Here is a 23033-nt window from a genome sequence, read left to right as displayed (position 1 = left end):
TCCCGGGCGGTCAGCGTCTCCAGCTCGTCGGCAATCTTCCTCGCGGCGGTCATGTCGGAAAGGATCGCGTCGTGGGCGTAATCCATCGCCGCTCTGGAATCACCATGAGGCTTGCCCAGATCCGCCTCCAGCCGCTCTGTTGCATCCAACAGACCGTCGGCAAGCGTACCGATCTTTGCCGCAATATCCGTTTCATACCTGTGGGCCGCGCCTATGGAACTCTTGTCGGCCGCACGGCGGCACAACTCCCCTGCATAGGCCGAGACAGCGGGGAGAATCTGCCGCCGAATCATGTCCGCCATGATTTTTCCCTCAATGGAAATGGTGGTAGCGTAATTCTCAATGTGAATCTCAGCCCGTGCCTCAATTTCGTTCTTGGTGTAGATGCCGTGCTTGATGTACAAATCCATGTTCTTCTGCGCGGTGTAGGTTTTCAGCGCGTCAGGAGAAGATGCCAGATTGGCAAGGCACCGCCGTCCGGCTTCCTGAATCCATGAGTCGTCATAGCCGTTGCCGTTGAAAATAATGCGCTGATGCTCGGTAAAGGTCTTGCGGATCAGCGCCTGCAACTCAACCGTGCAGTCCTTTGCCTTCTCAAGCTGGTCAGCAAACTGTTCCAGCTCCTCCGCCATAATGGTGTTCAACGCAATGTTGGGCCCGGAAATGGACTGGGACGAGCCCAGCATGCGGAATTCAAACTTGTTGCCTGTAAACGCCATGGGAGAGGTGCGGTTGCGGTCTGTGTTGTCTTGCCGGATGGAAGGCAGCACATCCACGCCCACCTCCAGCGTCCGCTTTCCGGTGTCCGTATAGGCGGTGCCGTTGATGATGGATTCCACCACGGCGTTCAGCTCGTCGCCCAGGAAGACGGACACCACGGCGGGAGGCGCCTCCTGCGCGCCCAGACGGTGGTCATTTCCCGCAAAGGCCACGGTGGAGCGCAGCACATCCTGATATTCGTCCACGCCCTTGATAAAGGCCGCGAGGAACAGCAAAAACTGGGCGTTCTGGCTGGGAGTGGAACCGGGCTTGAGCAAATTCTTGCCCGTGTCGGTTCCAAGGGACCAGTTGTCGTGCTTGCCGGATCCGTTGACGCCCGCGAAGGGCTTTTCATGGAGCAGGCAGACCAAATCGTGGCGGTCGGCCACCCGCTTCATCATCTCCATGGCCAACTGGTTATGGTCGCAAGCTGTGTTTGCATCGGAGAAGATGGGGGCCATCTCATGCTGACAGGGGGCCACTTCGTTGTGCTTGGTCTTGGAAAGCACCCCCACCTTCCACAGTTCCTCGTCCAGTTCCTTCATAAACGCGGCCACGCGGGGACGGATGGCACCGAAGTAATGGTCCTCCAGCTCTTGTCCCTTGGGGGGCTTTGCCCCAAACAGGGTCCGCCCGCAGAACCGCAGGTCTTCCCGCTGGGCATAGCCCTTTTTGTCGATAAGGAAATACTCCTGCTCCGGCCCCACCTGCGGCGTGACGCGCCGAGTTTCCGTGTCGCCAAACAGGCGCAGAATGCGCACTGCCTGACGGCTGACCTCGTTCATGGAACGAAGCAGGGGGGTCTTCTTGTCCAGCGCCTCGCCGGAGTAAGAGCAGAAAATCGTGGGGATGAAGAGACTTCCGTCCTTAATAAAGGCAAAAACCGTGGGGTCCCATGCGGTGTAGCCTCTGGCCTCAAAAGTGGCCCGCAGTCCACCGGAGGGGAAGGAGGACGCATCCGGCTCGCCCCGTACCAGCTCCTTGCCGGAAAACTCCATGACAATCTTTCCCCCACCGATGGGAGCCACAAAGCTGTCGTGCTTTTCCGCAGTGACGCCGGTCATGGGCTGGAACCAATGGGTAAAGTGGGTGGCCCCGTGCTCCACGGCCCACTGTTTCATCGACTCGGCAATCTCGTTGGCAATGGAAATATCCAAAGAGGTGCCGTCGGTAATGCACCTTTTCCACGCGCTGTAAGACGCGGGAGACAGGCGCTGGCGCATGGTTTCCTCATTAAAAACAAGGCTGCCGAACAGCTCCGGCAGGGCGGTCGGTGTGGTAGTCATAGCATTCATCCTCCTGTTTTCTGTGTGATACGCCGATTTTATGGAAATTAGGGACCGAGGCCCCGAATTGCTTACGTTCCGCTTTGCCCGTAGTTGGAGAGTACCCGTGCGGAGGGGTCGCTTACATCGCAGCCCTCCCACGCTTTGTTTGGCATCCAGAAATCCTTGATCATTTTGGCCTGACCGGGATACGCCTTCTCAAACAGCTCCCGGTACAGCAGGCTTTCCTTTGTAAAGGGCGTGCAGTAATCATACTTACGCCGTTGCCGCTCAAACTCCTCATCGGTGTAAACCGTCTCGGCATAGGCCTTCAAATCGTCCACCATGGAGTGGCCCACCGCGTCGGAAAAAGCCGCCTTCTCCCGCCACAGGATGCTCTCCGGCAGCAGATGGTCGTTTTCAAAGGCGTGGCGCAGGAGATACTTCCCCATTCCATAGGTGTTAAGCTTCATGGCGGGGTCGATGGCCATGACGTATTTTACAAAGCCCAGATCGCCAAAGGGAACGCGGGCCTCGATGGAGTTGTCCGCGATGCAGCGGTCGGCCCGAAGCACGTCGTACATATAAAGCTCTTCAATTCGCTTCTGGGACTCCTGCTGAAACGCGGCGGCGGAAGGGGCAAAATCAGTGTATTTATAGCCAAACAGCTCGTCGGAAATTTCGCCGGTCAGCAGCACGCGAACATCTGTCTTTTCATGAATTGCCTTGCAGCAGAGATACATGCCCATGCTGGCCCGGATGGTGGTGATGTCCCATGTGCCGAGAAGGGAGACAACCTCCGGAAGCGCCGCAAGCACATCCTCCCGGGTCATGTAAATTTCGGTGTGGTCCGCGCCGAGAAAATCCGCCGCTTCCCGTGCGTACTTAAGATCGATGGCATCCTTATCCATGCCGATGGCGAAGGTGCGGATCTTTTTCCCCAGAACCACGGAGCCGATGGCACACACCAAGGAGGAATCCAGCCCGCCGGAGAGCAGAAAGCCCAACGGCGCGTCCGCGTCCAGCCGCTTATCCACGGCGGCGATCAGCCTGTCGCGGATTCCCCGGCAAACGGTGTCCAGATCACCCCGGACCCGGGAGGTCACTTCCGTGAGGTCCGCAAACCGGATAAACTTGCCGTAAGCATAATAGTGTCCCGGAGGGAACGGGCAAATCTCGGCGCACAGGCCCACCAGATTTCTTGCCTCGCTGGCGAATATAATCGCTCCGTCCGCGTCGTACCCGTAAAACAGGGGGCGGATGCCGATGGGGTCCCGGGCGGCAATCAGAGAGTCGGTTGCTGAATCGTAGATAATCAGGGCAAACTCCGCATCCAGCCGGGCAAACATGGACAGCCCGTATTCATGGAACATGGGGAGAAGAATCTCGCAGTCGCTTTCGCTTTTAAACGTATACCTCTGAGAAAGCTTTTTGCGGATGGGGCGAAAGCCGTAGATTTCGCCGTTGCACACCGCCTGATCCCCCTCAAGCTGAAAGGGCTGCATCCCGGCCTCGTTCAGACCCATAATGGCCAGACGGTGAAAGCAGAGATAACCGGACTTCGTTTCGGAAACGCGGCTCATGTCCGGTCCACGGTCCACGGAGCGGTCAAAGTAAACTTTAATCGCTTCCTCCGTCAACTTTTTGCTTGAAAAACCCATAATTGAACACATAAAAAGCACCTCCGGATTTTCTACCTCTTCCTTAAAAGAGCGCATAAAAACGCAGCTATATCCTAAAATTTTAGGACGAATAGCTGCTATCCGCGGTGCCACCTAATTTACTGTAAAACAGTCACCTTCAAGGCTCCAACAAGCCCGTGCGCTTTAACGGTCGCAACTCGTCTTTCCTACTGGCAGGGGACCCCGCGTTCAGATCGCAGCTCCGGAGTGTTCTTCGCGCGGACTCTTGTGCAGGCTTCCCACTGCCGCCTGCTCACTTTGACCGAATTTCCGCGGTACTTTTCTCCATCAACGCCTTTGTTGATCTATTCAATTTTCATAAAACCGTTGTGGTTTTAATGGAGCAAGTTTACCATCCCAAAGCGCCGCTGTCAACGTCAAATTAAACGAATATCTCCGGCAGGCTCCTGCATTTTTTCTAAACATTGCGTCATAACCTCTTTAAAAGTACGCTATACGGAGGACATCTGTCGCTTTACCAAATATTTTTTGCAGCCGCAGTCCGTGAAAATTCCTTGACGGTGGTAAAAATCTGCTGGCGGCGGGCCGCATTTCGGGAAATTCCCCGAAGGGCGCGGCCCGATGCCGGTCACAGACTGATTTCAACGCTCCCGCCGGAGGCGCCGGCAAAAGCGGGCCGCACCTTCTCCAAAAACGCCTCCACCTGCCGGGGGCACCGTCCGATGTAGAGAGCGGGGTCCAGCACCGCGGCAATTTCCTCCGCCGTCATGCCAAACATCGGCTCCCCTGCCAGAAGCTCCAGCAAATTGCAGGGCTCGCCCTCCTTCATCCGGGCCGTGGCGGCCATGGAGCACTCTCGGATTACCTCGTGGAGCTGCTGGCGGTCGCCGCCGCGCTTCACGGCCTCCATCATCAGATTTTCCGTGGAAATAAAGGGCAGATATTCCCGCACCGCTTTGTCCACGATTTTTCCATTGACGTGCAGACCGTCCGTCACGTTGGCCATCAGGCGCAAAATCGCGTCGGCGCACAAAAAGCCCTCAGGAAGAGAGATACGCCGGTTGGCGGAGTCGTCCAGCGTCCGCTCCAGCCATTGTACGCTTGCGGTCATGGGGGCGTTCATGGCGTCCGCCATCAGATAGCGGGAAAGGGAGCAGATTCGCTCCGCCCGCATGGGGTTTCGCTTATAGGGCATGGCGGAGGAACCGATCTGGTTCTTTTCAAAGGGCTCCTCAATCTGCCGGTCGTGCTGCAACAGCCGCAAATCATTGGCAAAGCGATAGCAGCTCTGGGCGATGGAGGAAAGCGCGTTTAAAATCCGACTGTCCAGCTTTCTGGGATAGGTCTGCCCGCAGACGGCAAAGCACCCGCCAAAGCCGAAGGCGGCGCAGAGCAGCCGGTTCATTTCGTCAACCTTTTCGCCGTCCCCGTCAAACAGGTCCAGAAAGCTTGCCTCCGTACCGGTAGTCCCCCGGCACCCCAAAAACTTCATGCCCGCAAGAACGAAGTCCAACTCCTCCAAATCCGACAGCAAGTCCTGCATCCAGAGGGTGGCCCGCTTGCCCACCGTCACAAGCTGGGCAGGCTGATAATGGGTATAGCCCAGCGTGGGCATGGCCTTATACTTTTCCGCGAAGCCGCCCAGATTCTCCAGCACCGCGCAAAGCTCTCCCCGAAGGTAGTTCAGCCCGTCCCGAAAAATAATCAAATCCGCGTTGTCGGTGACATAGCAGCTTGTGGCCCCCAGATGAATGATGCCCGCAGCAGAGGGCGCTGCCTGCCCAAAGGCATACACATGGGCCATCACGTCGTGGCGGACCTCTTTTTCCCGCTTGGCGGCGCAGTCGTAGTCGATGTCGCTCACATGGGCGGCAAGCTCCTCCACTTGCTCCTGCGTGATGGGCAGGCCAAGGGTCCGCTCTGCCCGGGCCAGCTCCACCCACAGCTTCCGCCAGGTTTGAAACCGGGTGTCGGGGGAAAACAGGCGCAGCATATAGCTTGATGCATACCGCGACGCCAGCGGGGATTCATAGCGATCCTTGCTCATAATGTGTCAGCCTTTCACAGTGAAGTCAGAAAGAGAGAGACGCCCGGAGGTCGTCTCCCTCCCCGGGAATACAGCGGGTTTCCCCGCAGATTTCGGTTTTACCGGATAACAATGGAGTCCCGCTCCGGCCCCACGGAGACATAGCCGATACGGCAGCCGATGGCCTTTTCCACCAGCAGCACATAGTCCTGCGCGGCCTTGGGCAAATCCTCCCACCGGCGCACGCCGGAAATGTCGCACTTCCAGCCGCCCACATACTCCGTCACGGGCTTTGCCTCGGAGAGAATCGCCGGGAAGGGGAACGCGTCGGTCTGCTGCCCGTCCAGCTCATAGTGGGCACACACAGGAATTTTCTCCAAATAGCTCAGTACGTCCAGCTTGGTCAGGGCGATGTTCGTCGCGCCCTGCACCTCCACGCCATACCGCGTGGCCACCAGATCAATGGGCCCTACCCGGCGGGGCCGGCCGGTCTTCGCGCCGTATTCGTTTCCGGCCTCCCGAAGCTGTTCGGCCTCCTCGCCGAACCATTCGCAGGTGAACGGCCCCTCCCCCACGCAGGAGGAATAGGCTTTTACCACGCCCACCACCTCGTCAATCTTTGCCCACGGCGCGCCGGAGCCCACAGGGGCATAGGCCGCGATGGCATTGGAGGACGTGGTGTAAGGATAAATACCGTAATCCAAGTCCCTTAGAGAGCCGAGTTGGGCCTCAAACAGGAAGCTCTTGCCCTGCGTCTGTGCTCCCCGCAAGAATGCGCCGGTGTCGCAGATAAAAGGCTTCAGCTTTTCGCCGAAGTCCCCGATCCAGCTCATCAGCTCGTCCATGGTATAGGGCTTCGCCCCGTAGACCTTTTCAATGGTCAGGTTTTTCCACTCCAAAAGCGACGCAAGGTGCTCCTTCAGCCGGGCGGGATACAACAGCTCCCCCGCCTGCACGGTTTTCTTCTGGAATTTGTCAGAATAAAAGGGGGCAATGCCCTGCTTGGTGGAGCCGTATTTCTTGTCGGCAAGGCGCTGTTCCTCTAACCCGTCCAGCAGGCGGTGCCACGGCAGCAGCAAAGACGCCCGGTCGCTGATTTTCAAATTTTCCGGGGTGATGGACACGCCCTTGCTTCGGATGTCCTCCATCTCGGTCCACAGACTTTCGCAGTCCACGGCCACGCCGTTGCCCAAAATATTCACCACACCCGGGCGGAAAATACCGGAGGGCAGCAGGTGCAGTGCGAACTTGCCGAATTCGTTCACCACGGTGTGCCCGGCGTTGCCGCCGCCCTGGTAGCGAATGACCACGTCGTAACGGTCGGTGATGAGATCCACCATCCGCCCCTTCCCCTCGTCGCCCCAGTTGATGCCTACAATCGCGCAGTTTGCCATAGCGCCAGCCTCCCCAAAAGTTTCATTTGTACCATCGGATAGGTCCTTTTCCTAAAGACCCGCAACCTTTTTAATTATACAGAAGGCGCGGGCATAAGTAAAGGGTTCGTTTTTAATAGCCACTATCAATTTTCCATATACCTCTTATTCGTATGCTCCCCGCCCCCGGCGCGCAGCGGAATGCGGGATTCCTCCCGGCGGTCCGAAGCCGCACGCCCATTGTACCCCTCCGGGTCAGCAAAGTAAACCGTTTCCCCGCGCTTTCCGGTGAAAAAAGGGGCATCGGCGCTTTTCAAGCGACGTGGTTTGTGGTAGAATGTCCGCGTTGCGGACATCTTATCTGATTTAGGTCATTTTTCTCGTCCCCCTGCGGTGACCACCGAAAAGCATGACATATTTTACCGCAAACTTCTGTTTGCGGTAAAATTCGGATTGATATAAATTTAGGGCGATAAGCGGAGTGGGACCATTGTATGGTACACATTGGATTTGACAACGAACTATATTTAAAGCTCCAGTCGGAGCATATTCGCCGCCGAATCGGTGATTTTGGCGGAAAGCTGTATCTGGAATTTGGGGGAAAGCTGTTTGACGATTACCACGCCTCCCGGGTGCTGCCGGGCTTTGCACCGGACAGCAAGGTGCGGATGCTTCAGCAATTGGCAGCGGACGTGGAAATCGTCATTGCCATTGCGGCGGGAGACATCGAGAAGAATAAAATCCGAGGAGATCTGGGTATCCCTTATGATGAGGACGTGCTCCGCCTGATCGACAGCTTCCATTCCCTCGGGCTGTACGTGGGCAGCGTGGTCATCACCCGCTGGGAGGGACAGGTCGCCGCGCAGGCCTTCCGCCGCCGGCTGGAGACTCTTGGCGTGCGGTGCTTTTTGCACTACCCTATTCCGGGCTATCCCTCGGATGTGGATCGCATTGTCAGCGACGAAGGGCTGGGGGAAAACGACTATATAGAAACCACCCGCTCTTTGGTGGTGGTGACGGCTCCCGGCCCGGGCAGCGGGAAAATGGCCACCTGCCTCAGCCAGCTATACCATGAGAATCAGCGGGGTGTGCAGGCGGGCTATGCAAAATTTGAAACCTTCCCCATCTGGAACCTGCCCTTAAAGCATCCGGTGAATCTAGCTTACGAAGCCGCCACGGCGGACCTGTCCGACGTGAATATGATCGACCCCTTCCATCTGGAGGCCTACGGAACCACAGCGGTGAACTACAACCGGGACGTGGAGATTTTCCCCGTGTTGGACGCTATGTTCCGCAAGCTTCAGGGCTCTTCTCCCTACCAGTCGCCCACGGACATGGGCGTAAATCAGGCGGGCAACTGCATTGTGGATGACGAGGCCTGCCGCTTTGCCTCCCGGCGGGAAATTCTTCGGCGGTTTTATGCCGCAGAAGCGGACGAGGCCCGGGGCCGGGGCGACGCGGAAACCGTGCGCAAGCTAAAGCTTTTGATGAATCAGGCGGACGTAACGCCGGAGCTTTGCCCCGCCGTGGGCGCGGCCCTCGCCAAAGCCGAGGCCACCGGCGCACCCGCCGGAGCCATGGAGCTGAGCGACGGACGCATTATCACCGGCAAAACCTCCGCCACGCTGGGGGCCGCATCGGCTCTTCTTTTAAACGCCCTGAAAGCGCTGGGCGGCATTGGCGACCAGTTTGAGCTGATTTCCTCGCAGGTATTGGAGCCGGTGTGCCGCCTGAAAACGGAGTATCTCGCCCACCGCAATCCCCGTCTGCACACCGACGAGGTACTGCTGGCCCTGACCATTTCCGCCCTGACCAATCCCCTCGCGGAGCTGGCCCAGCAGCAGCTTCCCAAGCTGCGGGACGCGGAGGCCCATTTCACCGTAATTCTCTCCCCCGTGGACGAGCAGCTTTTGCGGCGGCTTGGCATTCAGGTGAGCTGCGAACCGAAATTCGGCAGCGGAAAGCTGTATCACAAATAAGCGCATCCTTACAGGCGCTTCTTCGCAGGGAGAAGCGCCTGTGCTGGCGAACCGCGCATGCCGCCCCGAAAAGGACGGCATGCCAAGCCGGACAATTTCACGGGCCGCACAACACCCATGCAAAAACGTTTTTGGAAGGGACACTTTATGGAGATCATTCAACTTTTGGCGGAGGAACTGAATCAGGACCCCCGGTATGTAGAAAATGTGGTAAAGCTGATCGACGAGGGAAACACCATCCCCTTCATCGCCCGCTACCGCAAGGAGCTTCACGGCGCCATGGACGACACGGTGCTTCGCACGCTGGATGAGCGGCTGACTTACCTCCGGGGTCTTGCCGAGCGGCGCGAAACGGTGAAAGCCGCCATTTTGGAGCAGGGCAAGCTGACGGAAGAGCTTTCCGCCGCCATCGACGGGGCGAAGACCCTTGCGGAGGTGGAAGACCTCTACCGACCCTATAAGCAAAAGCGCCGCACCCGGGCCACCATTGCAAAGGAAAAAGGGCTGGAACCCTTTGCCCTGCTGCTGTACGCGCAGGGGCGGGACTGTCCTAATCCGCAGGAAGCCGCCAAGGCGTATATTGATGCGGAAAAGGGCGTTGAAACAGCGGAGGACGCTATTGCGGGCGCGTCGGACATTGTGGCGGAGCTTGTCAGCGACAATGCGGAGGTTCGCAAGGTCCAGCGAGGCCTTCTTTTACGGCAGGCCAGTCTGCGCAGCGCGGCGGCCACGGCGGAGGACACGGTTTACCGCCTGTATTATGACTTCACCCAAGCCCTCTCCCGGATGCAAGGTCATCAGATTCTGGCCATCAACCGGGGCGAGCGGGAGGGGATGCTGAAGGTCGCGCTAGAGCTGGACCGGGAAGCCGCGCTGGTGACGCTGCGCCGTCAGGTGGTACGCCCCGGCTCCGCCGCAAACGCCTTTGTCCGCGCCGCCGCGGACGATGCGTGGGACCGGCTGCTGTACCCCTCCTTAGAACGTGAAATTCGCGGTCAGCTCACCGACCGGGCCGCCGAGGGGGCCATCGGTCAGTTTGCCTTGAACTTAAAGCCCCTTTTGATGCAGCCACCAGTGAAGGGCCGCGTTACCATGGGACTGGACCCCGGATACCGCAACGGCTGTAAAGTGGCAATCGTGGACGGTACCGGAAAGGTGCTGGACACCGCCGTGGTCTACCCCACCTTTGGAGAACGCCAGAAAAACGAAGCAATTGCCAAGCTCTCCGGTATGGCGGTTACCCACGGCGTGGAACACATCGCCATCGGCAACGGCACCGCCAGCCGGGAGACAGAACAGATGGCCGTGGAGCTGATTCAAAAGCTTTCGGACATGGGCCGCCGTCTCAGCTATATGATCGTGTCCGAAGCGGGCGCTTCGGTGTACTCCGCATCCAAGCTGGCGGCAGAGGAATTTCCCCAGTACGACGTGAACCTCCGCTCCGCCGTGTCCATCGCCCGGCGGCTTCAGGACCCGCTGGCGGAGCTGGTGAAAATTGACCCCAAGGCCATCGGCGTGGGCCAATACCAGCACGACTGCCCGCAAAAGCAGTTGGACGAAGCGCTGGGCGCGGTGGTGGAGGACTGCGTAAACGCCGTGGGCGTGGACGTGAACACCGCGTCTGCGTCGCTTCTCGGCTATGTGGCGGGATTGACCGGTTCAACCGCCAAAAATGTGGTAAAATACCGGGAAGAGAACGGCGCGTTTAGCGCCCGGAAACAGATTTTAAAGGTTTCAAAGCTGGGACCCAAGGCCTTTGAGCAGTGCGCAGGCTTTTTGCGGGTGCCCGAAAGCTCCAACGTGCTGGACAACACCGCCGTCCACCCGGAGAGCTACGCCGCCGCGGAAAAGCTGCTCAAGATCACTGGCTATACACTGGCGGATCTTTCCGCCGGTGCGCTGGGGGACCTGCCGAATCGCCTGAAAACCTATGGCGAAGAGAAGGCGGCGGCAGAGTGCGGCGTGGGCGTGCCCACGCTGCGGGACGTGGCATCCGAGCTGCAAAAGCCGGGTCGGGACCCCCGGGACGAGCTGCCCAAGCCCGTTCTGCGGACGGACGTGATGGATATTAAAGACCTGCGCCCCGGCATGACCCTCACCGGCACGGTGCGCAACGTCATCGACTTTGGCGCGTTTGTGGACATTGGCGTTCATCAGGACGGACTGGTTCATGTGTCTCAAGTCAGCGACCGCTTTATCCGCCATCCCTCCGAGGCCGTGTCCGTAGGCGACGTGGTAAAGGTAGTGGTACTGGAAGTGGACGAGAAGAAAAAGCGGATTTCTCTTTCCATGAAGCAGGCAAAATAATCCGGCAGCGGATAAACCGGCAAGGGAGGATGTTTTATGAAACTTTTAACCTTCGACGAAGCTGCGGACCTGCTGGACCGCATTGCAGAGCAGTTTCCGCAAGTGCTGTTTCAAGGTCTCAACGGCGGTGTGAATCTGCTGGAGGAGGCGTTGGAGGACCCAGAGTTTCCCGGCGGCAAGCTGTATATCATGGGGCAATTCTGCGACGACTGTCTTGGAAAATATATCGACCTTTACTACGGCTCCTTTGCCGCCCTCGCAAAGCTTGAGGACTGGACGGAGAAAGACTGGGAGGACGAGCTGTGGACCACCCTCTCCCACGAGCTGACCCATCACATGGAGGGCCTTGGCGGCCTTCACGCGCTGGACGACCGGGATGACGAGGAGATGGCGGAATTTCGTCGGGAATACGAAGTACGGGTAAAAAAGCCTCCCCGATCCGCCGAAAAGAACGGAGCCACTTCCAAGCAGCAACCCTGACGCCATCTTTAGAACCCACGCCGCTTTTTCAAGAAAGACGGGGCAGTTCCGGTACGTCTTGCCGGGTCTCCCCGTCTCTTTTTCCACCACAAAAGGAGAACACACACCGCTTTGAACCGCCCCCTGCCGCACATTGGGCAGTCTATACATCCGACCTATTTTCAAATTCTTGTCCTTCGGATTGAACTCTGTCTTTTTACATACGCTTGTAAAAAGTTGTCTGACATATTATAATAACTGCGATAACAGATATAACCAGTGACGGCGCCGCCGTCTGCCCAGCATCTTTCGCCTGCCGCTGTTTTTTGTGGAACAGGCAGGCCGCAGCAAACACCTCGGCGTTCCGATCCCGCATTGCGCGACGCACAGTCCAAAGGAAATTCAAGGAGGAATCAAGATGGGGACAAACGAGACAGCCGGAAAAACACTGGTGGATACGGCAGTAAACGAGATAATTGAGTTGATTTTGAGCAATAATATGAAATCAGGAGACAGACTCCCCAACGAATACGAGTTGGCACAGCAATTGAAAGTCGGACGAAGCACTTTGCGGGAGGCCACACGCCGACTGGTTGCCCGCAACATTCTCCATGTGCGTCAAGGTTCGGGTACCTTTGTCTCCGACAAAAACGGCGTGCCCGAAGACCCTCTCGGGCTTACCTTTATGGGAAATGATCCAAAGCTGGCCATCGAACTGCTGGATATCCGCCTTATGCTGGAGCCGGAAATCGCGCAGATCGTGGCACGCAAGGCTGTGCCAAAGCAGGTACGGCAGATGTATGAATACTGTGAAAAAATGGAAGAATTGGTGAACGCAGAAGAGGATTATTCCGCTGTGGACGCCCAATTTCACCGGTTTTTAGCCGAGTGCAGCGGAAATGACGTACTGCGAAACTTAATTCCCATTATCACTTCATCCGTCAATGTCATCATCACTACCACCAACGACGAAAACCGCAGGCAATCCATTATTCAGCATCGGCAGATTGTGAACGCAATTTCCCGGTGCGACCCCATGGGTGCGCGGTTTGATATGATTTTGCACCTGAACACCAACCGTGAGTCCATCCTCAGACATCTCGACGCGAATCAGGGAAAAAAATAACTGTTTCGGATTTTAAAAACCGCGCGCGGCGCATTGCCATTCAGGAGCACATATATAAATCTTTTTTCTTAACAAAGATCAGACGTGTTAACGGCAAAGCGCACAAAAAAATGTCGCCACAACAGTGAAAAGGATGAAATTATTGTGAAATTTGTGACAACACTTGACGTTGGTTTGTCTGGATGATACTGTTTTAACACAAAATACATCTGATGATTAAGTCTGCGTTCATCGATGGTAATTTGGATTAAGAAGGAGATTGTGAAAATGAAAAAGTGTCTCTCGATGCTGCTGGCCGGCGTAATGACGGCCACCATGCTGGCGGGCTGCGGAAGCTCCGCCCCCGCTGGCTCCGCTGCTTCCGCCGGTTCCAGTGCTTCCTCCGGAGAAGCAAAGCTCACCCTGAAATACGCGCTCACCGACGGTGAAAACACCAACTACGCCGCTGGCGCCAAGCGGGTGGCCGAACTGGTGAATCAGTACACGGATGGGCAGATTCAGATTCAGGTCTACGCCGGTGCCACTCTGGGCAGCGAGGCGGAGACGATTGAAAGATGCGCCAACGGACAACGCGACATTGCCACCTGCGCCAACAGCGTGCTGGAGAACTATTTCCCCGAGTGTGCCGCACTGGAGCAGCCCTTCCTCTGGGAAAGCGCCGAAGAGGCCAACTACGCCATGACCGGCGAGACCGGCAAGCTGTTTTCCGAGGGCGTCGAAGCAGCCGGGATGCACATGGTCGGCTGGATGGAGTCCGGCTTCCGCAACATCTTCTCCAAGGACCCCATTCAGACTGCCGCCGATATGCAGGGCATGAAAATCCGCACCATGAGCTCCAACCTGCAGACCGCCATGTGGAACAGCTTCGGAGCAGTTGCCACTCCCATGTCCGCTACTGAGCAGTACACCGCTTTGCAGCAGGGAACCGTGGGCGCTGTGGAAAACGCCATCTCCAACAACTGGGCTGGCAACTACTATGAGGTCGCTCCCTATGTCACCTGGTCCAACCACTACTTCTGCTACATCATGCTGTGCATGAGCGACTACGCCTATCAGAAGGTTGCCGATCTGGGCCTGATGGATCAGTTCATGCAGGGCGTCACCGAGGGCTGCAGCGACCAGTGGCAGTATCTGGTGGATTACAACAACGAGGCCGTGGACAAGCTGACCGAAAAGGGCGTCACTTTCTACACCCTGTCCGACAGCGACATCCAGACTCTGAAGGATCGCTACACCGCCTTCGTTGGTGACTCCGCCAACGGCATTTCCTTTGACAAGACTTGGCTGGCCGCGCTGGATGCAGATAGAGCTGCGTTTAAGAACGCTTAATGATTTCAAGGCCCTTATAAGATAAATCAGAAACCGCTTCCGGTCGCCCGAGCTATCCGGGGCTATCGGGAGCGGTTTTCGATCGCAACGCAGATTTGAGAAAAAGGAGAACGGTAGATGAATTCACTCAAGAAAATACTCGGTTGGCTGGACAGGTCTGAACGGATGCTGATGGTGTTGGCTTTTGTCATCATGGTATCCACCATGTTCGGCAGCGTGCTGGCACGAAACGTCTTTCGCGCCACCGTTTCATGGCTTGACGAGCTGGCCCGCATTTCCATGGTGTATATGGTGCTTTTGGGAGCAGAGGCCGGTCTGAGAGACGGAACACAGGTTCGCGTAACGGCGGTAATCAGCAAATTCAGCGGTGGGCTGCGCAAAGTGGTTGATATTGTGGCACAGCTTGTTCTGATTGCCTTTACTGCGATGGCCACCCGAGGCGCCATTATCAACGTACAGACCAATATCGCCCGCAATGTGACCACCACCAGCCTCAATTGGCCTATGGCCATTCCCTATATGGCACTCGTCATCGGCTTTACTATTATGACGCTGGTGCAACTGGGCACGCTGGTAAAAATGGTTACAAAGCCTGCCGATCAATTTGGAGAAAAGGAGGAGCAGGCATGACCGGAGTACTTTTGTTTGGCGTATTTATCGTATGCCTTTTCATCGGCGTTCCCATTTCCATTTCTCTGGGCGTCTCAGCCACCGCGATGATTCTCTTCGCCCAGAATATCATGGCCCCGGCCACCACCGCCTCCATTCCTCTGCGTTTTTATGCTGGTCTTGACAGCGTGTCCATCATGGCCATCGCGTTTTTTGTGCTGGCTGGCAATCTGATGACAAAGGGCGGAATCTCCCGCCGGATCGTCAAATTCGCCAGTATTCTGGTAGGCCGCGTCCGGGGCGGCATGGCTGTGGCGCTGGTTCTGGCCTGCGCCTTCTTTGCCGCTCTCTCCGGCTCTGCCCCCGCCACCGTCATTGCCATCGGCTCCATGCTGTATGCCGACATGGTAAAGGCGGGCTACCCCGGTCCCCGCACCGCGGGATTGCTGGTGGTCAGCGGCGGCCTGGGCCCCGTGATTCCCCCGTCCATCATCATGGTGATTTACTGCACGCTCACCGGTGCGTCCGTCAGCGGTATGTTCAAGCAGGGTCTGCTGGTGGGCATCCTGATCTGCGTCGTGCTGATTGCCGTGGCGCTGTGGTATGCCAAAAAAGAGAACTGGCCCAAGCAGGAAGAGCATCATACCGCCATGGACGTTCTGAAGATCTTTTTTGATGCGATTCCCGCCTTGCTCACCCCCATCATTATTTTGGGCGGCATCTACTCCGGCATTCTCACGCCCACCGAAAGCTCTGTGGTGGCCTGCATCTGGGCGCTGATCGCCGGAACCCTATTCTATCATGAGCTCAAATTCTCTGATTTGATTGACATCCTGTATGATTCCGCCAAGAGCTCGGCCATGATTCTTTTCATCATCTCGGCCTCCACGGCCTTCAGTTGGGTGTTTACTTTCTCCGGCCTTTCCAGCAGCCTGGTAGAAACAGTGGTGAACATGCACCTCAGCAGCACGCTGTTCTGCCTGATTGTCGCCATTATCCTGCTAATTTTCGGCACCTTCATGGAGGGTACTGCTATCTGCGTGCTGCTGGTCCCCGTGCTCTGGCCCATTGCCCAGAGCTTGGGTATCCATCCGCTTCACTTTGGTATGATCGTGTGCGTCTCCAATGTCATCGGCACCATGACGCCACCGGTTGCCGTCAACATCTTCTCCGCCACGTCGGTTACCAAGCTGCCCATGGGCCAGATTGCCAAGGCCGAGATGCCTTTTCTCGTCGGATATGTCGCCGTCTTTTTCCTGACGGTGTTCTTCCCTTGGTTCAGCACCTGCCTGGCATAAAACTGATTCCTTTACGGCTGCCGCCGCGATAAAACACGGCGGCAGCCGCAAAGGGTATACTCTTCTGTAAGCCGCGTGTATACCGGCTGTTTTTTTGAACGTAAACTCTTTAATTTGTCTGATGATTTTTGCAGTAAAATTTATACGGAGGTTTTATTATGCGTAATCAATCCAACAAGGAGCGGATGGAACGCTGGAGCGTCCAGTCCCCTGAGACGCCGGGTTTTCATGCAGTTGTCACTCCAGAGACCTGCGAATGCCGCGAAGCGCAGATTTATCGTCTGAATCTGAACGCCGGAGATTCTTATGTGCTGGAAACGCAGGCACTGGAGATGAACCCGGTTTTAATCGAAGGCTCCGCAAAGTTGTCTGACCATTCATCTTTGAACCAGACCATGAAAAAATTCGACGCGTTTTATGTTCCCGGCGGTGAATCCATCCGTATCACCGCTCTGGAGAACTGCATTTTCTATATCGCCGCAGCAAAGTGCGAGGGCGTGGGCGCGCCGTTTTTCCGGTCGTTTGACCTAAGCCTGCCCATCGGCGATATCCACCAGATTCACGGCAGCGGCGTGGGCCGCCGGGAAGTTATGTTTACCCTGTCCCATCAGGAGCCCGCTTCCAAGCTGATCTGCGGACTCACCTGGGGCGGCGAGGGCGCCTGGACAAGTTGGCCTCCTCACCAGCATGAGCGGGACCTGGAGGAGATTTACTGCTATTTTGACATGCCTCTGCCTCACTTCGGCATGCATATCAGCTATCTCGAAAGCGGCGGCGTGGAAGACATCGTGACCCACACTGTCCACTCCGGCACGATGGTGCAGGCCCCGGCAGGCTATCATCCCACCGTGGCCTGCCCCGGCACGCGGAATGCGTATTTCTGGGTGCTGGCGGCGTTCTCTCAACCCAGCCGCCGCTATGATCTGGCAGTTCTGGACCCGGCGCTTGAAAGCTTTCAGTCCTGAACGCCGCACAATTTACAATACACAGGAGGAAATACAAGTATGACCAATCTGTTTGACATTTCCGGCCATCGTGCCATCGTCACCGGTGGTACACGGGGGCTGGGATACGGCATGGCCGAGGGCTTGATGGAGGCCGGCGCCTCCGTGGTGATTTTCGGCTCCACTGAAAAGGCGGAATCTGTTGCCGCGGAATTTCGCAGCCGTGGCTTCAACTGCCACGGGCTGAAGGTGGATCTTGCCAACGCCGAAGAGCGGGAGCAGGGCTTTAACAAGGCTGTGGAGCTTCTTGGCGGACTGGACATTCTCATCAACGCGGCAGGCATTCAGCGCCGCTATCCCTGCGAGCAATTTCCTAAGTCCGATTGGGACGAGGTGATCGAGGTCAACCTCACCGCCCCCTTCGTTCTCAGCCAGATGGCGGCACGGGAGTTTTTGAAGAAGACGGAGCCCGCCGGAAAAATTATCAACATTGCTTCCATGGCCACGTTTTTCGGCGGCTTCACCGTGCCCGCCTACGCGGCGGCCAAGGGCGGTGTGGCGCAGTTCAGCAAGGACATGTGCAACGAGCTGGCAGGGCGGAACATCAACGTCAACTGCATCGCTCCCGGCTATATGGACACGGAGATGAACACCGCCCTCACCGATCCCGCGAATCCCCGTTATAAGGAGATTACCGACCGCATTCCCGCACACCGCTGGGGCACCGGCGAAGATATGAAGGGCGCCGCCATTTTCTTGGCCTCCCACGCCTCCGACTATCTCAACGGCGCGGTTATCCCCGTCGACGGCGGATATCTGGTGAAGTAAATGTCCATTACCATTCGTAATATCCGCACAATTTACACCGCACCTGAGGGGATCAATCTGGTCGTGATCAAGGTGGAAACCTCCGAGCCGGAGCTCTACGGTCTGGGCTGCGCTACCTTTGCCTACCGCCATCTGGCGGTGGGCGCGGTGGTGGAGGAATACCTGCGCCCCCTGCTGGTGGGACAGGACGTGTCCAACATCGACCAGCTTTGGCAGATGATGCACTATAACGCCTACTGGCGCAACGGTCCCATTAGCAACAACGCCATCTCCGGCGTGGACATGGCCCTGTGGGATATCAAGGGCAAGCTGGCAAAAATGCCTGTTTACCAGCTTTTCGGTGGCAAACTACGAGAGGGTATTCCCATCTACCGTCACGCTGAGGGGCGGGATTTGGAGGAGCTGTGCGACCGCATTGAAGAATACCGCGCGCAGGGCGTTACACATCTGCGCTGCCAGTGCGGCGGATATGGCGGCGAATACAGCTCCGCACCCGCTTCCGCGCCCCGCGGCGCACCCGACGGTGTTTATCTGAACGCGGAGCAGTATATTCGAAACACCGTGGAGCTGTTTTCCTCGCTGCGGCAGCGTCTGGGGGACGACTTGCAGTTTGTCCACGACGTCCACAGCCGTATTCAGCCCATTGATGCAATCCGGCTTGCAAAGCTGCTGGAGCCTGCCCATCTCATGTATCTGGAGGACCCGGTGTCCACCGAGCAGACGGATTGGCTGCGCCAGCTTCGCAGGCAGACCAGCACGCCCATCGCGCAGGGAGAACTGTTCAACAATCCCGCCGAATGGAAACCGCTGATTGTGGAACAGCTCATCGACTATATCCGCTGTCACATCAGCCAGTTGGGCGGCATTACGCCCGCCCGCAAGCTTCAGATCTTTGCATCACAGTTTGGCGTGCGCACCGCATGGCACGGGCCGGGCGACATGTCCCCGGTGGCCCACGCGGCGAACATTCATCTGGATCTGGCCGCCGAGAACTTCGGGATTCAGGAGTGGTCCGGCACACAGCCCCCCAACTTTATCATTCAGGAGCTTCGCGGCCCCAAGGATGCGCTGATGGAGGTCTTTCCGGGAGCGCTGACGGAAGACAACGGATACGTCTATCCCAATGACCGTCCCGGTTTGGGTGTTGAACTGGATGAGGAAACCGCCAAAAAATTCCCCTGTGAGGCGGCAGTGACAACATGGACGCGCACAAGGCGCGCAGACGGCTCGCTTCAGGCTCCCTGACAACACTTTCCAGACACCACAAATCGATTTTTAATAAGGAGATCGTTTTAATGACAAACTTATTTGACCTGACCGGCCGCCGCGCCATCGTCACCGGCGGCACCCGCGGACTGGGCCACGGCATGGCCGAGGGCTTGATGGAGGCGGGCGCCTCTGTAGTGATTTTCGGCTCCTCCGACAAGGCGGAGTCCGTTGCCGCGGAATTTCGCAGCCGGGGCTTCGACTGCCACGGGCTGAAGGTGGATCTTGCCAACGCTGAGGAGCGGGAGCAGGGCTTTTACAAGGCCGTGGAACTTCTTGGCGGACTGGATATTCTGCTTAACGCGGCAGGCATTCAGCGCCGCTTCCCCTGCGAGCAGTTTCCGGCTGAGGACTGGAACGCGGTGATCGAGGTGAACCTCACCGCCCCGTTTAATCTCAGCCAGTTGGCGGCCCGGGAGTTTTTGAAGAAGGCCGAGCCCTCCGGGAAAATTATCAACATCGCCTCCATGCTGACCTTCTTCGGCGGCTTCACCGTACCCGCCTACGCAGCGGCCAAGGGCGGCGTGGCGCAGTTCAGCAAGGATATGTGCAACGAGCTGGCAGGCCGGAACATCAATGTCGACTGCATTGCTCCCGGCTATATGGACACGGAGATGAACATCGCCCTCACCGATCCCGCAAACCCCCGCTATAAAGAAATTACCGACCGCATTCCCGCCCACCGCTGGGGCACCGGTCAAGACATGAAGGGCACCGCCATCTTTTTGGCCTCCCGCGCCTCAGACTACCTCAACGGCGCGGTCATCCCCGTGGACGGCGGATATCTGGTGAAATAAGCATTGGAGGAACACATGACAACGTATACCGTCTGTGTCAGCGATGAGCGGCACGCAAGCTATGAAATTGAGCGGAAGATGCTCGAATCCGCCGGTGCGGAGCTTCGACTCTGCCACTGCGAAACCGAAGAGGATTTAATCTCCCAGTGCGCCGACGCCGACGCCATATTGCTGGATTTGGCGCCCATGACCGCCAAGGCCGTGGCGGGCCTCAAGCGCTGTAAGGTGATCAGCCGTTACGGCGTGGGCTTTGAAAATGTGGATTTAGACGCGGCCACAGCCCACGGAATTCAGGTTACCTATGTCCCCGACTATTGCATGGAGGACGTATCCGACCATGCGCTGGCGCTGATGCTCTCCTGCCTGCGCCACATCCCCATGCGGGACCGCCGGATAAGAGAGGGTGCCTGGAATCTTCAGGGCACCAGCTTCCGCCTGAAGGGCAAGACGCTGGGCGTCATCGGCGCGGGGCGCATTGCCCGGGCGCTGATCCAAAAGGTGTCCGGCTTCGGCCTTAGTGAGGTTTTGGCCTATGACCCCTATGTCAGCGCGGAAGAGCTTGCGTCGCTGGGCGTGCGGAAGGCAGAGCTGGACGAGGTTCTCTCTCAGTCCGATATGATCTCCCTCCATCTCCACGCCAACAAGGAAACCGCGGGCATCATTAACGCCCAGACGCTTGGAAAAATGAAACCTACCGCCATCCTCATCAATGTCAGCCGCGGCCCACTGGTAAACGATGCGGACCTGCTGGACGCGCTGGAGCGCGGGACGATTCTCTCTGCCGGTCTGGATACCCACAACCATGAGCCTCTGGGGGCCGACTCTCCTTTCTGCCGCCTGTCCAATGTGGTTTTGACCGACCACACCGCTTACAGCACCATGGAAGGCGTGGAGGAGCTCAAGACAAAGGCCGCGCAAAACGTCATCGACGTTCTCGCCGGGAAAGCCCCCCGATACCCCGTCAACACTCTGTAAGGCCGCGTCCGTCAGGACAGGCCCCAGAAAGAAAGGAACGCGATATTATGGAAATTTTGGAAAGATTGCATCAAGCCGGTGTCGTTCCGGTGGTGGTGCTTGAGGACGCATCTCACGCCGTTCCCACCGCGAAAGCAATGCTGGCCGGAGGCATTGATGTCATGGAGATCACCTTCCGCACCGCCGCCGCGCGGGACTCCATCGCCGCTGTGGCGAAGGAGTGCCCGGATATGCTGGTGGGCGCAGGCACGGTGATCACGCTGGAGCAGTGCAAAACCGCCGTGGAAGCGGGAGCAAAGTTCATCGTCTCCCCCGGCTATTGCGAGGAAGTCGTGGCATGGTGTGTGGAAAACGGAGTGGCAATCACCCCGGGCTGCGTCACCCCCACCGAGATCATGGCCGCCATGGCCCATGGACTGAAGGTCGTTAAGTTCTTCCCGGCCAGCGTGTACGGCGGACTGCCCGCCATGAAGTCTCTTTCCGGCCCCTTCGGAGGTATTCGGTTTATTCCCACCGGCGGCGTAAACGCGAAGAATCTGGGCGAGTTTCTGGCGGCTCCCTTCATTCACGCCGTGGGCGGAAGCTGGCTGTGCGACAAGGCGGATATTGCCGCCGAGCGCTTTGACCGCATCACCGCGCTGTGCACGGAGGCCCGGCGCGGCGCGCTGGGCTTCGAGCTTGCCCATGTAGGCGTCAATACCGAGGACCCCAGCACCTCTCTTGAGGTCTGCCAGCAGTTTGAGGGTGCCTTTGGCTTCGCTGTGAAAGAAGGCGGCAGCTCCAACTTCGCCGGTTCTGCCGTAGAAGTGATGAAGTCCATGTATCTGGGGAAAAACGGTCATATCGCCGTACGCACCAACAGCATTCCCCGCGCGGCGGCAGAGCTTTCAAAGCGGGGCTTTCGTCTGAACGAGAGCACTGCAAAATACAAGGGCGAAACAATGGTCGCCGTATATCTGGAGCAGGAATTCGGCGGCTTCGCCGTGCATCTGCTGCAAAAGTAACACAGGGAGGAAACGTTTATGAAATTTCTGACATTCGGTGAAATTATGCTGCGCCTGAAGGCCCCCGGACAGGAGCGGTTTTTCCAGTCCCCGGCACTGGAGGCCACCTTCGGCGGCGGCGAGGCAAACGTGGCTGTGTCCCTTGCCAACTTTGGCATGGATGCCGCCTTTTTGACGGTCCTGCCCGAAGGCCCCATTGGCGACGCCTGCACGGCGGAGCTGCGCCGCTTCGGCGTGGATACCGGGCGCATTCAGCGCGGCCCCGGCCGCATGGGCATCTATTATCTGGAGAGCGGCGCAAATCAGCTCCCTTCCAAGGTGGTGTATGACCGCGCCGCGTCCTCCGCCGCTCTGGCAAAGCCCGGCGACATCGACTGGGATCACGCGTTTGACGGCGTGGACTGGTATCACATCACCGGCATCACCCCCGCCATCTCTGAGAGCGCCATGGAGTTGTCTCTGGAGAGCGTAAAGGCCGCCCGTGCACGCGGCATCACCGTCTCCTGCGATCTGAACTACCGCAAAAATCTTTGGAAATACGGCAAGCGTGCCGCCGAGATTATGCGGGAGCTGGCAAACTACGTGGACGTGGCTGTTGCCAACGAAGAGGACGTGCAAAAGTCGCTGGAAATCACCACCGACGTGGTGGTGGAGTCCGGCGCACTGGACCGGGACAAGTACCGTGCGCTGGGCGACAAGGTTCTGGCCGCATATCCCAACATGAAGATGATCGCCATTACCCTGCGGGAGAGCCACAGCGCCGACTGGAATGACTGGGCCGCCTGCCTGAACGACGGCAAGAACTTCTACGTCTCCAAAAAGTATGAAATCCGCAGCATTGTGGACCGGGTCGGCGGCGGCGACAGCTTTGCCGGCGGCTTGCTCTACGGTTTGAATCACTATGAGGACCGGCAGCAGGCTTTGGAGTTCGCCGTGGCGGCCTCCTGCCTCAAGCACAGCATCCTGGGGGACTTCAACCGTGCGGGTGTGTCCGATGTGGAGAAGCTGATGGGCGGCGACGGCACCGGACGGGTGCAGAGGTAAGG

The 23033-nt window shown here is 57.7% G+C and carries 18 protein-coding genes and 1 other annotated feature; of the genes, 14 read left to right on the top strand and 4 right to left on the bottom strand.

Going from position 1 to position 23033, the window contains the following annotated elements; translation table 11 throughout:
• The 4 genes from RTK01_RS02125 to RTK01_RS02110 all read right to left on the bottom strand — a co-directional run.
• A partial coding sequence (locus RTK01_RS02125) for a glutamine synthetase III (RefSeq protein ID WP_312279393.1) occupies positions 1–2045 on the bottom strand: 2045 nt, incomplete at its 3' end.
• 71 nt (positions 2046–2116) lie between these two features.
• The gene (asnB, locus tag RTK01_RS02120; RefSeq protein WP_312279392.1) at positions 2117–3697 is read right to left on the bottom strand and encodes an asparagine synthase B; all 1581 of its coding nucleotides are present in this window, start codon (positions 3695–3697) and stop codon (positions 2117–2119) included.
• Positions 3698–3765: 68 nt separating this feature from the next.
• Positions 3766–4007 (bottom strand) — a binding site (T-box leader).
• A 288-nt stretch (positions 4008–4295) separates the two neighbouring features.
• Complete coding sequence (gene purB / locus RTK01_RS02115) at positions 4296–5714, bottom strand: adenylosuccinate lyase (RefSeq protein WP_312279391.1); 1419 nt, start codon at positions 5712–5714, stop codon at positions 4296–4298.
• A gap of 98 nt (positions 5715–5812) precedes the next feature.
• Positions 5813–7087 carry an adenylosuccinate synthase gene (locus RTK01_RS02110; protein ID WP_312279390.1) on the bottom strand — a complete coding sequence of 425 codons (1275 nt, stop codon included), beginning with the start codon at positions 7085–7087 and terminating at the stop codon, positions 5813–5815.
• 473 nt (positions 7088–7560) lie between these two features.
• On the opposite strand from RTK01_RS02110, the gene RTK01_RS02105 reads away from it, so the two are divergent.
• The 14 genes from RTK01_RS02105 to RTK01_RS02040 all read left to right on the top strand — a co-directional run bounded on the left by RTK01_RS02105 (position 7561) and on the right by RTK01_RS02040 (position 23031).
• On the top strand, positions 7561–9045 hold the full coding sequence (locus tag RTK01_RS02105; protein ID WP_312279389.1) for a DUF1846 domain-containing protein: 1485 nt from the start codon (positions 7561–7563) through the stop codon (positions 9043–9045).
• A 147-nt stretch (positions 9046–9192) separates the two neighbouring features.
• Positions 9193–11352: a Tex family protein gene (locus RTK01_RS02100; RefSeq protein ID WP_312279388.1), complete on the top strand. Its 2160-nt coding sequence runs from the start codon at positions 9193–9195 to the stop codon at positions 11350–11352.
• 36 nt (positions 11353–11388) lie between these two features.
• On the top strand, positions 11389–11832 hold the full coding sequence (locus RTK01_RS02095; RefSeq protein ID WP_312279387.1) for a metallopeptidase family protein: 444 nt from the start codon (positions 11389–11391) through the stop codon (positions 11830–11832).
• 397 nt (positions 11833–12229) lie between these two features.
• Positions 12230–12937, top strand: coding sequence for a FadR/GntR family transcriptional regulator (locus tag RTK01_RS02090; protein WP_312279386.1), 708 nt, complete (start codon positions 12230–12232; stop codon positions 12935–12937).
• 267 nt (positions 12938–13204) lie between these two features.
• Positions 13205–14266, top strand: a complete 1062-nt coding sequence (locus RTK01_RS02085) for a TRAP transporter substrate-binding protein (RefSeq protein WP_312279385.1) — start codon at positions 13205–13207, stop codon at positions 14264–14266.
• Between the two features lie 117 nt (positions 14267–14383).
• Positions 14384–14896, top strand: coding sequence for a TRAP transporter small permease (locus RTK01_RS02080; RefSeq protein ID WP_312279384.1), 513 nt, complete (start codon positions 14384–14386; stop codon positions 14894–14896).
• Positions 14893–16173 carry a TRAP transporter large permease gene (locus RTK01_RS02075; protein ID WP_312279383.1) on the top strand — a complete coding sequence of 427 codons (1281 nt, stop codon included), beginning with the start codon at positions 14893–14895 and terminating at the stop codon, positions 16171–16173. Before RTK01_RS02080 ends, RTK01_RS02075 begins: the two co-directional genes overlap by 4 nt.
• Positions 16174–16331: 158 nt before the next feature.
• Positions 16332–17138: a 5-deoxy-glucuronate isomerase gene (locus RTK01_RS02070; protein WP_312279382.1), complete on the top strand. Its 807-nt coding sequence runs from the start codon at positions 16332–16334 to the stop codon at positions 17136–17138.
• Between the two features lie 39 nt (positions 17139–17177).
• A complete protein-coding gene (locus RTK01_RS02065) occupies positions 17178–17945 on the top strand; it encodes an SDR family NAD(P)-dependent oxidoreductase (protein ID WP_312279381.1) in 768 nt (255 codons plus the stop codon).
• Complete coding sequence (locus RTK01_RS02060) at positions 17946–19190, top strand: enolase C-terminal domain-like protein (protein ID WP_312279380.1); 1245 nt, start codon at positions 17946–17948, stop codon at positions 19188–19190. It begins immediately after the preceding gene.
• Between the two features lie 50 nt (positions 19191–19240).
• Positions 19241–20008, top strand: coding sequence for an SDR family NAD(P)-dependent oxidoreductase (locus RTK01_RS02055; protein WP_312279379.1), 768 nt, complete (start codon positions 19241–19243; stop codon positions 20006–20008).
• A 15-nt stretch (positions 20009–20023) separates the two neighbouring features.
• The gene (locus RTK01_RS02050; protein ID WP_312279378.1) at positions 20024–20983 is read left to right on the top strand and encodes a C-terminal binding protein; all 960 of its coding nucleotides are present in this window, start codon (positions 20024–20026) and stop codon (positions 20981–20983) included.
• A gap of 47 nt (positions 20984–21030) precedes the next feature.
• Complete coding sequence (locus tag RTK01_RS02045) at positions 21031–21987, top strand: bifunctional 4-hydroxy-2-oxoglutarate aldolase/2-dehydro-3-deoxy-phosphogluconate aldolase (protein ID WP_312279377.1); 957 nt, start codon at positions 21031–21033, stop codon at positions 21985–21987.
• A gap of 18 nt (positions 21988–22005) precedes the next feature.
• Positions 22006–23031: a sugar kinase gene (locus RTK01_RS02040; protein WP_312279376.1), complete on the top strand. Its 1026-nt coding sequence runs from the start codon at positions 22006–22008 to the stop codon at positions 23029–23031.
• Positions 23032–23033: the final 2 nt, after the last annotated feature.

This window comes from Oscillibacter sp., from assembly GCF_031978065.1.
In the GTDB taxonomy this organism is placed as follows: domain Bacteria; phylum Bacillota; class Clostridia; order Oscillospirales; family Oscillospiraceae; genus Oscillibacter.
Note: the sequence above shows the minus strand (reverse complement) of the source record. Positions and strands in the feature narration are given on the sequence as shown.

Coding starts and splice junctions, on each gene's coding strand:
- asnB (WP_312279392.1), bottom strand. CDS start 3,697: ATGTGTTCAATTATGGGTTTTTCAAGCAAAAAGTTGACGGAGGAAGCG.
- purB (WP_312279391.1), bottom strand. CDS start 5,714: ATGAGCAAGGATCGCTATGAATCCCCGCTGGCGTCGCGGTATGCATCA.
- RTK01_RS02110 (WP_312279390.1), bottom strand. CDS start 7,087: ATGGCAAACTGCGCGATTGTAGGCATCAACTGGGGCGACGAGGGGAAG.
- RTK01_RS02105 (WP_312279389.1), top strand. CDS start 7,561: ATGGTACACATTGGATTTGACAACGAACTATATTTAAAGCTCCAGTCG.
- RTK01_RS02100 (WP_312279388.1), top strand. CDS start 9,193: ATGGAGATCATTCAACTTTTGGCGGAGGAACTGAATCAGGACCCCCGG.
- RTK01_RS02095 (WP_312279387.1), top strand. CDS start 11,389: ATGAAACTTTTAACCTTCGACGAAGCTGCGGACCTGCTGGACCGCATT.
- RTK01_RS02090 (WP_312279386.1), top strand. CDS start 12,230: ATGGGGACAAACGAGACAGCCGGAAAAACACTGGTGGATACGGCAGTA.
- RTK01_RS02085 (WP_312279385.1), top strand. CDS start 13,205: ATGAAAAAGTGTCTCTCGATGCTGCTGGCCGGCGTAATGACGGCCACC.
- RTK01_RS02080 (WP_312279384.1), top strand. CDS start 14,384: ATGAATTCACTCAAGAAAATACTCGGTTGGCTGGACAGGTCTGAACGG.
- RTK01_RS02075 (WP_312279383.1), top strand. CDS start 14,893: ATGACCGGAGTACTTTTGTTTGGCGTATTTATCGTATGCCTTTTCATC.
- RTK01_RS02070 (WP_312279382.1), top strand. CDS start 16,332: ATGCGTAATCAATCCAACAAGGAGCGGATGGAACGCTGGAGCGTCCAG.
- RTK01_RS02065 (WP_312279381.1), top strand. CDS start 17,178: ATGACCAATCTGTTTGACATTTCCGGCCATCGTGCCATCGTCACCGGT.
- RTK01_RS02060 (WP_312279380.1), top strand. CDS start 17,946: ATGTCCATTACCATTCGTAATATCCGCACAATTTACACCGCACCTGAG.
- RTK01_RS02055 (WP_312279379.1), top strand. CDS start 19,241: ATGACAAACTTATTTGACCTGACCGGCCGCCGCGCCATCGTCACCGGC.
- RTK01_RS02050 (WP_312279378.1), top strand. CDS start 20,024: ATGACAACGTATACCGTCTGTGTCAGCGATGAGCGGCACGCAAGCTAT.
- RTK01_RS02045 (WP_312279377.1), top strand. CDS start 21,031: ATGGAAATTTTGGAAAGATTGCATCAAGCCGGTGTCGTTCCGGTGGTG.
- RTK01_RS02040 (WP_312279376.1), top strand. CDS start 22,006: ATGAAATTTCTGACATTCGGTGAAATTATGCTGCGCCTGAAGGCCCCC.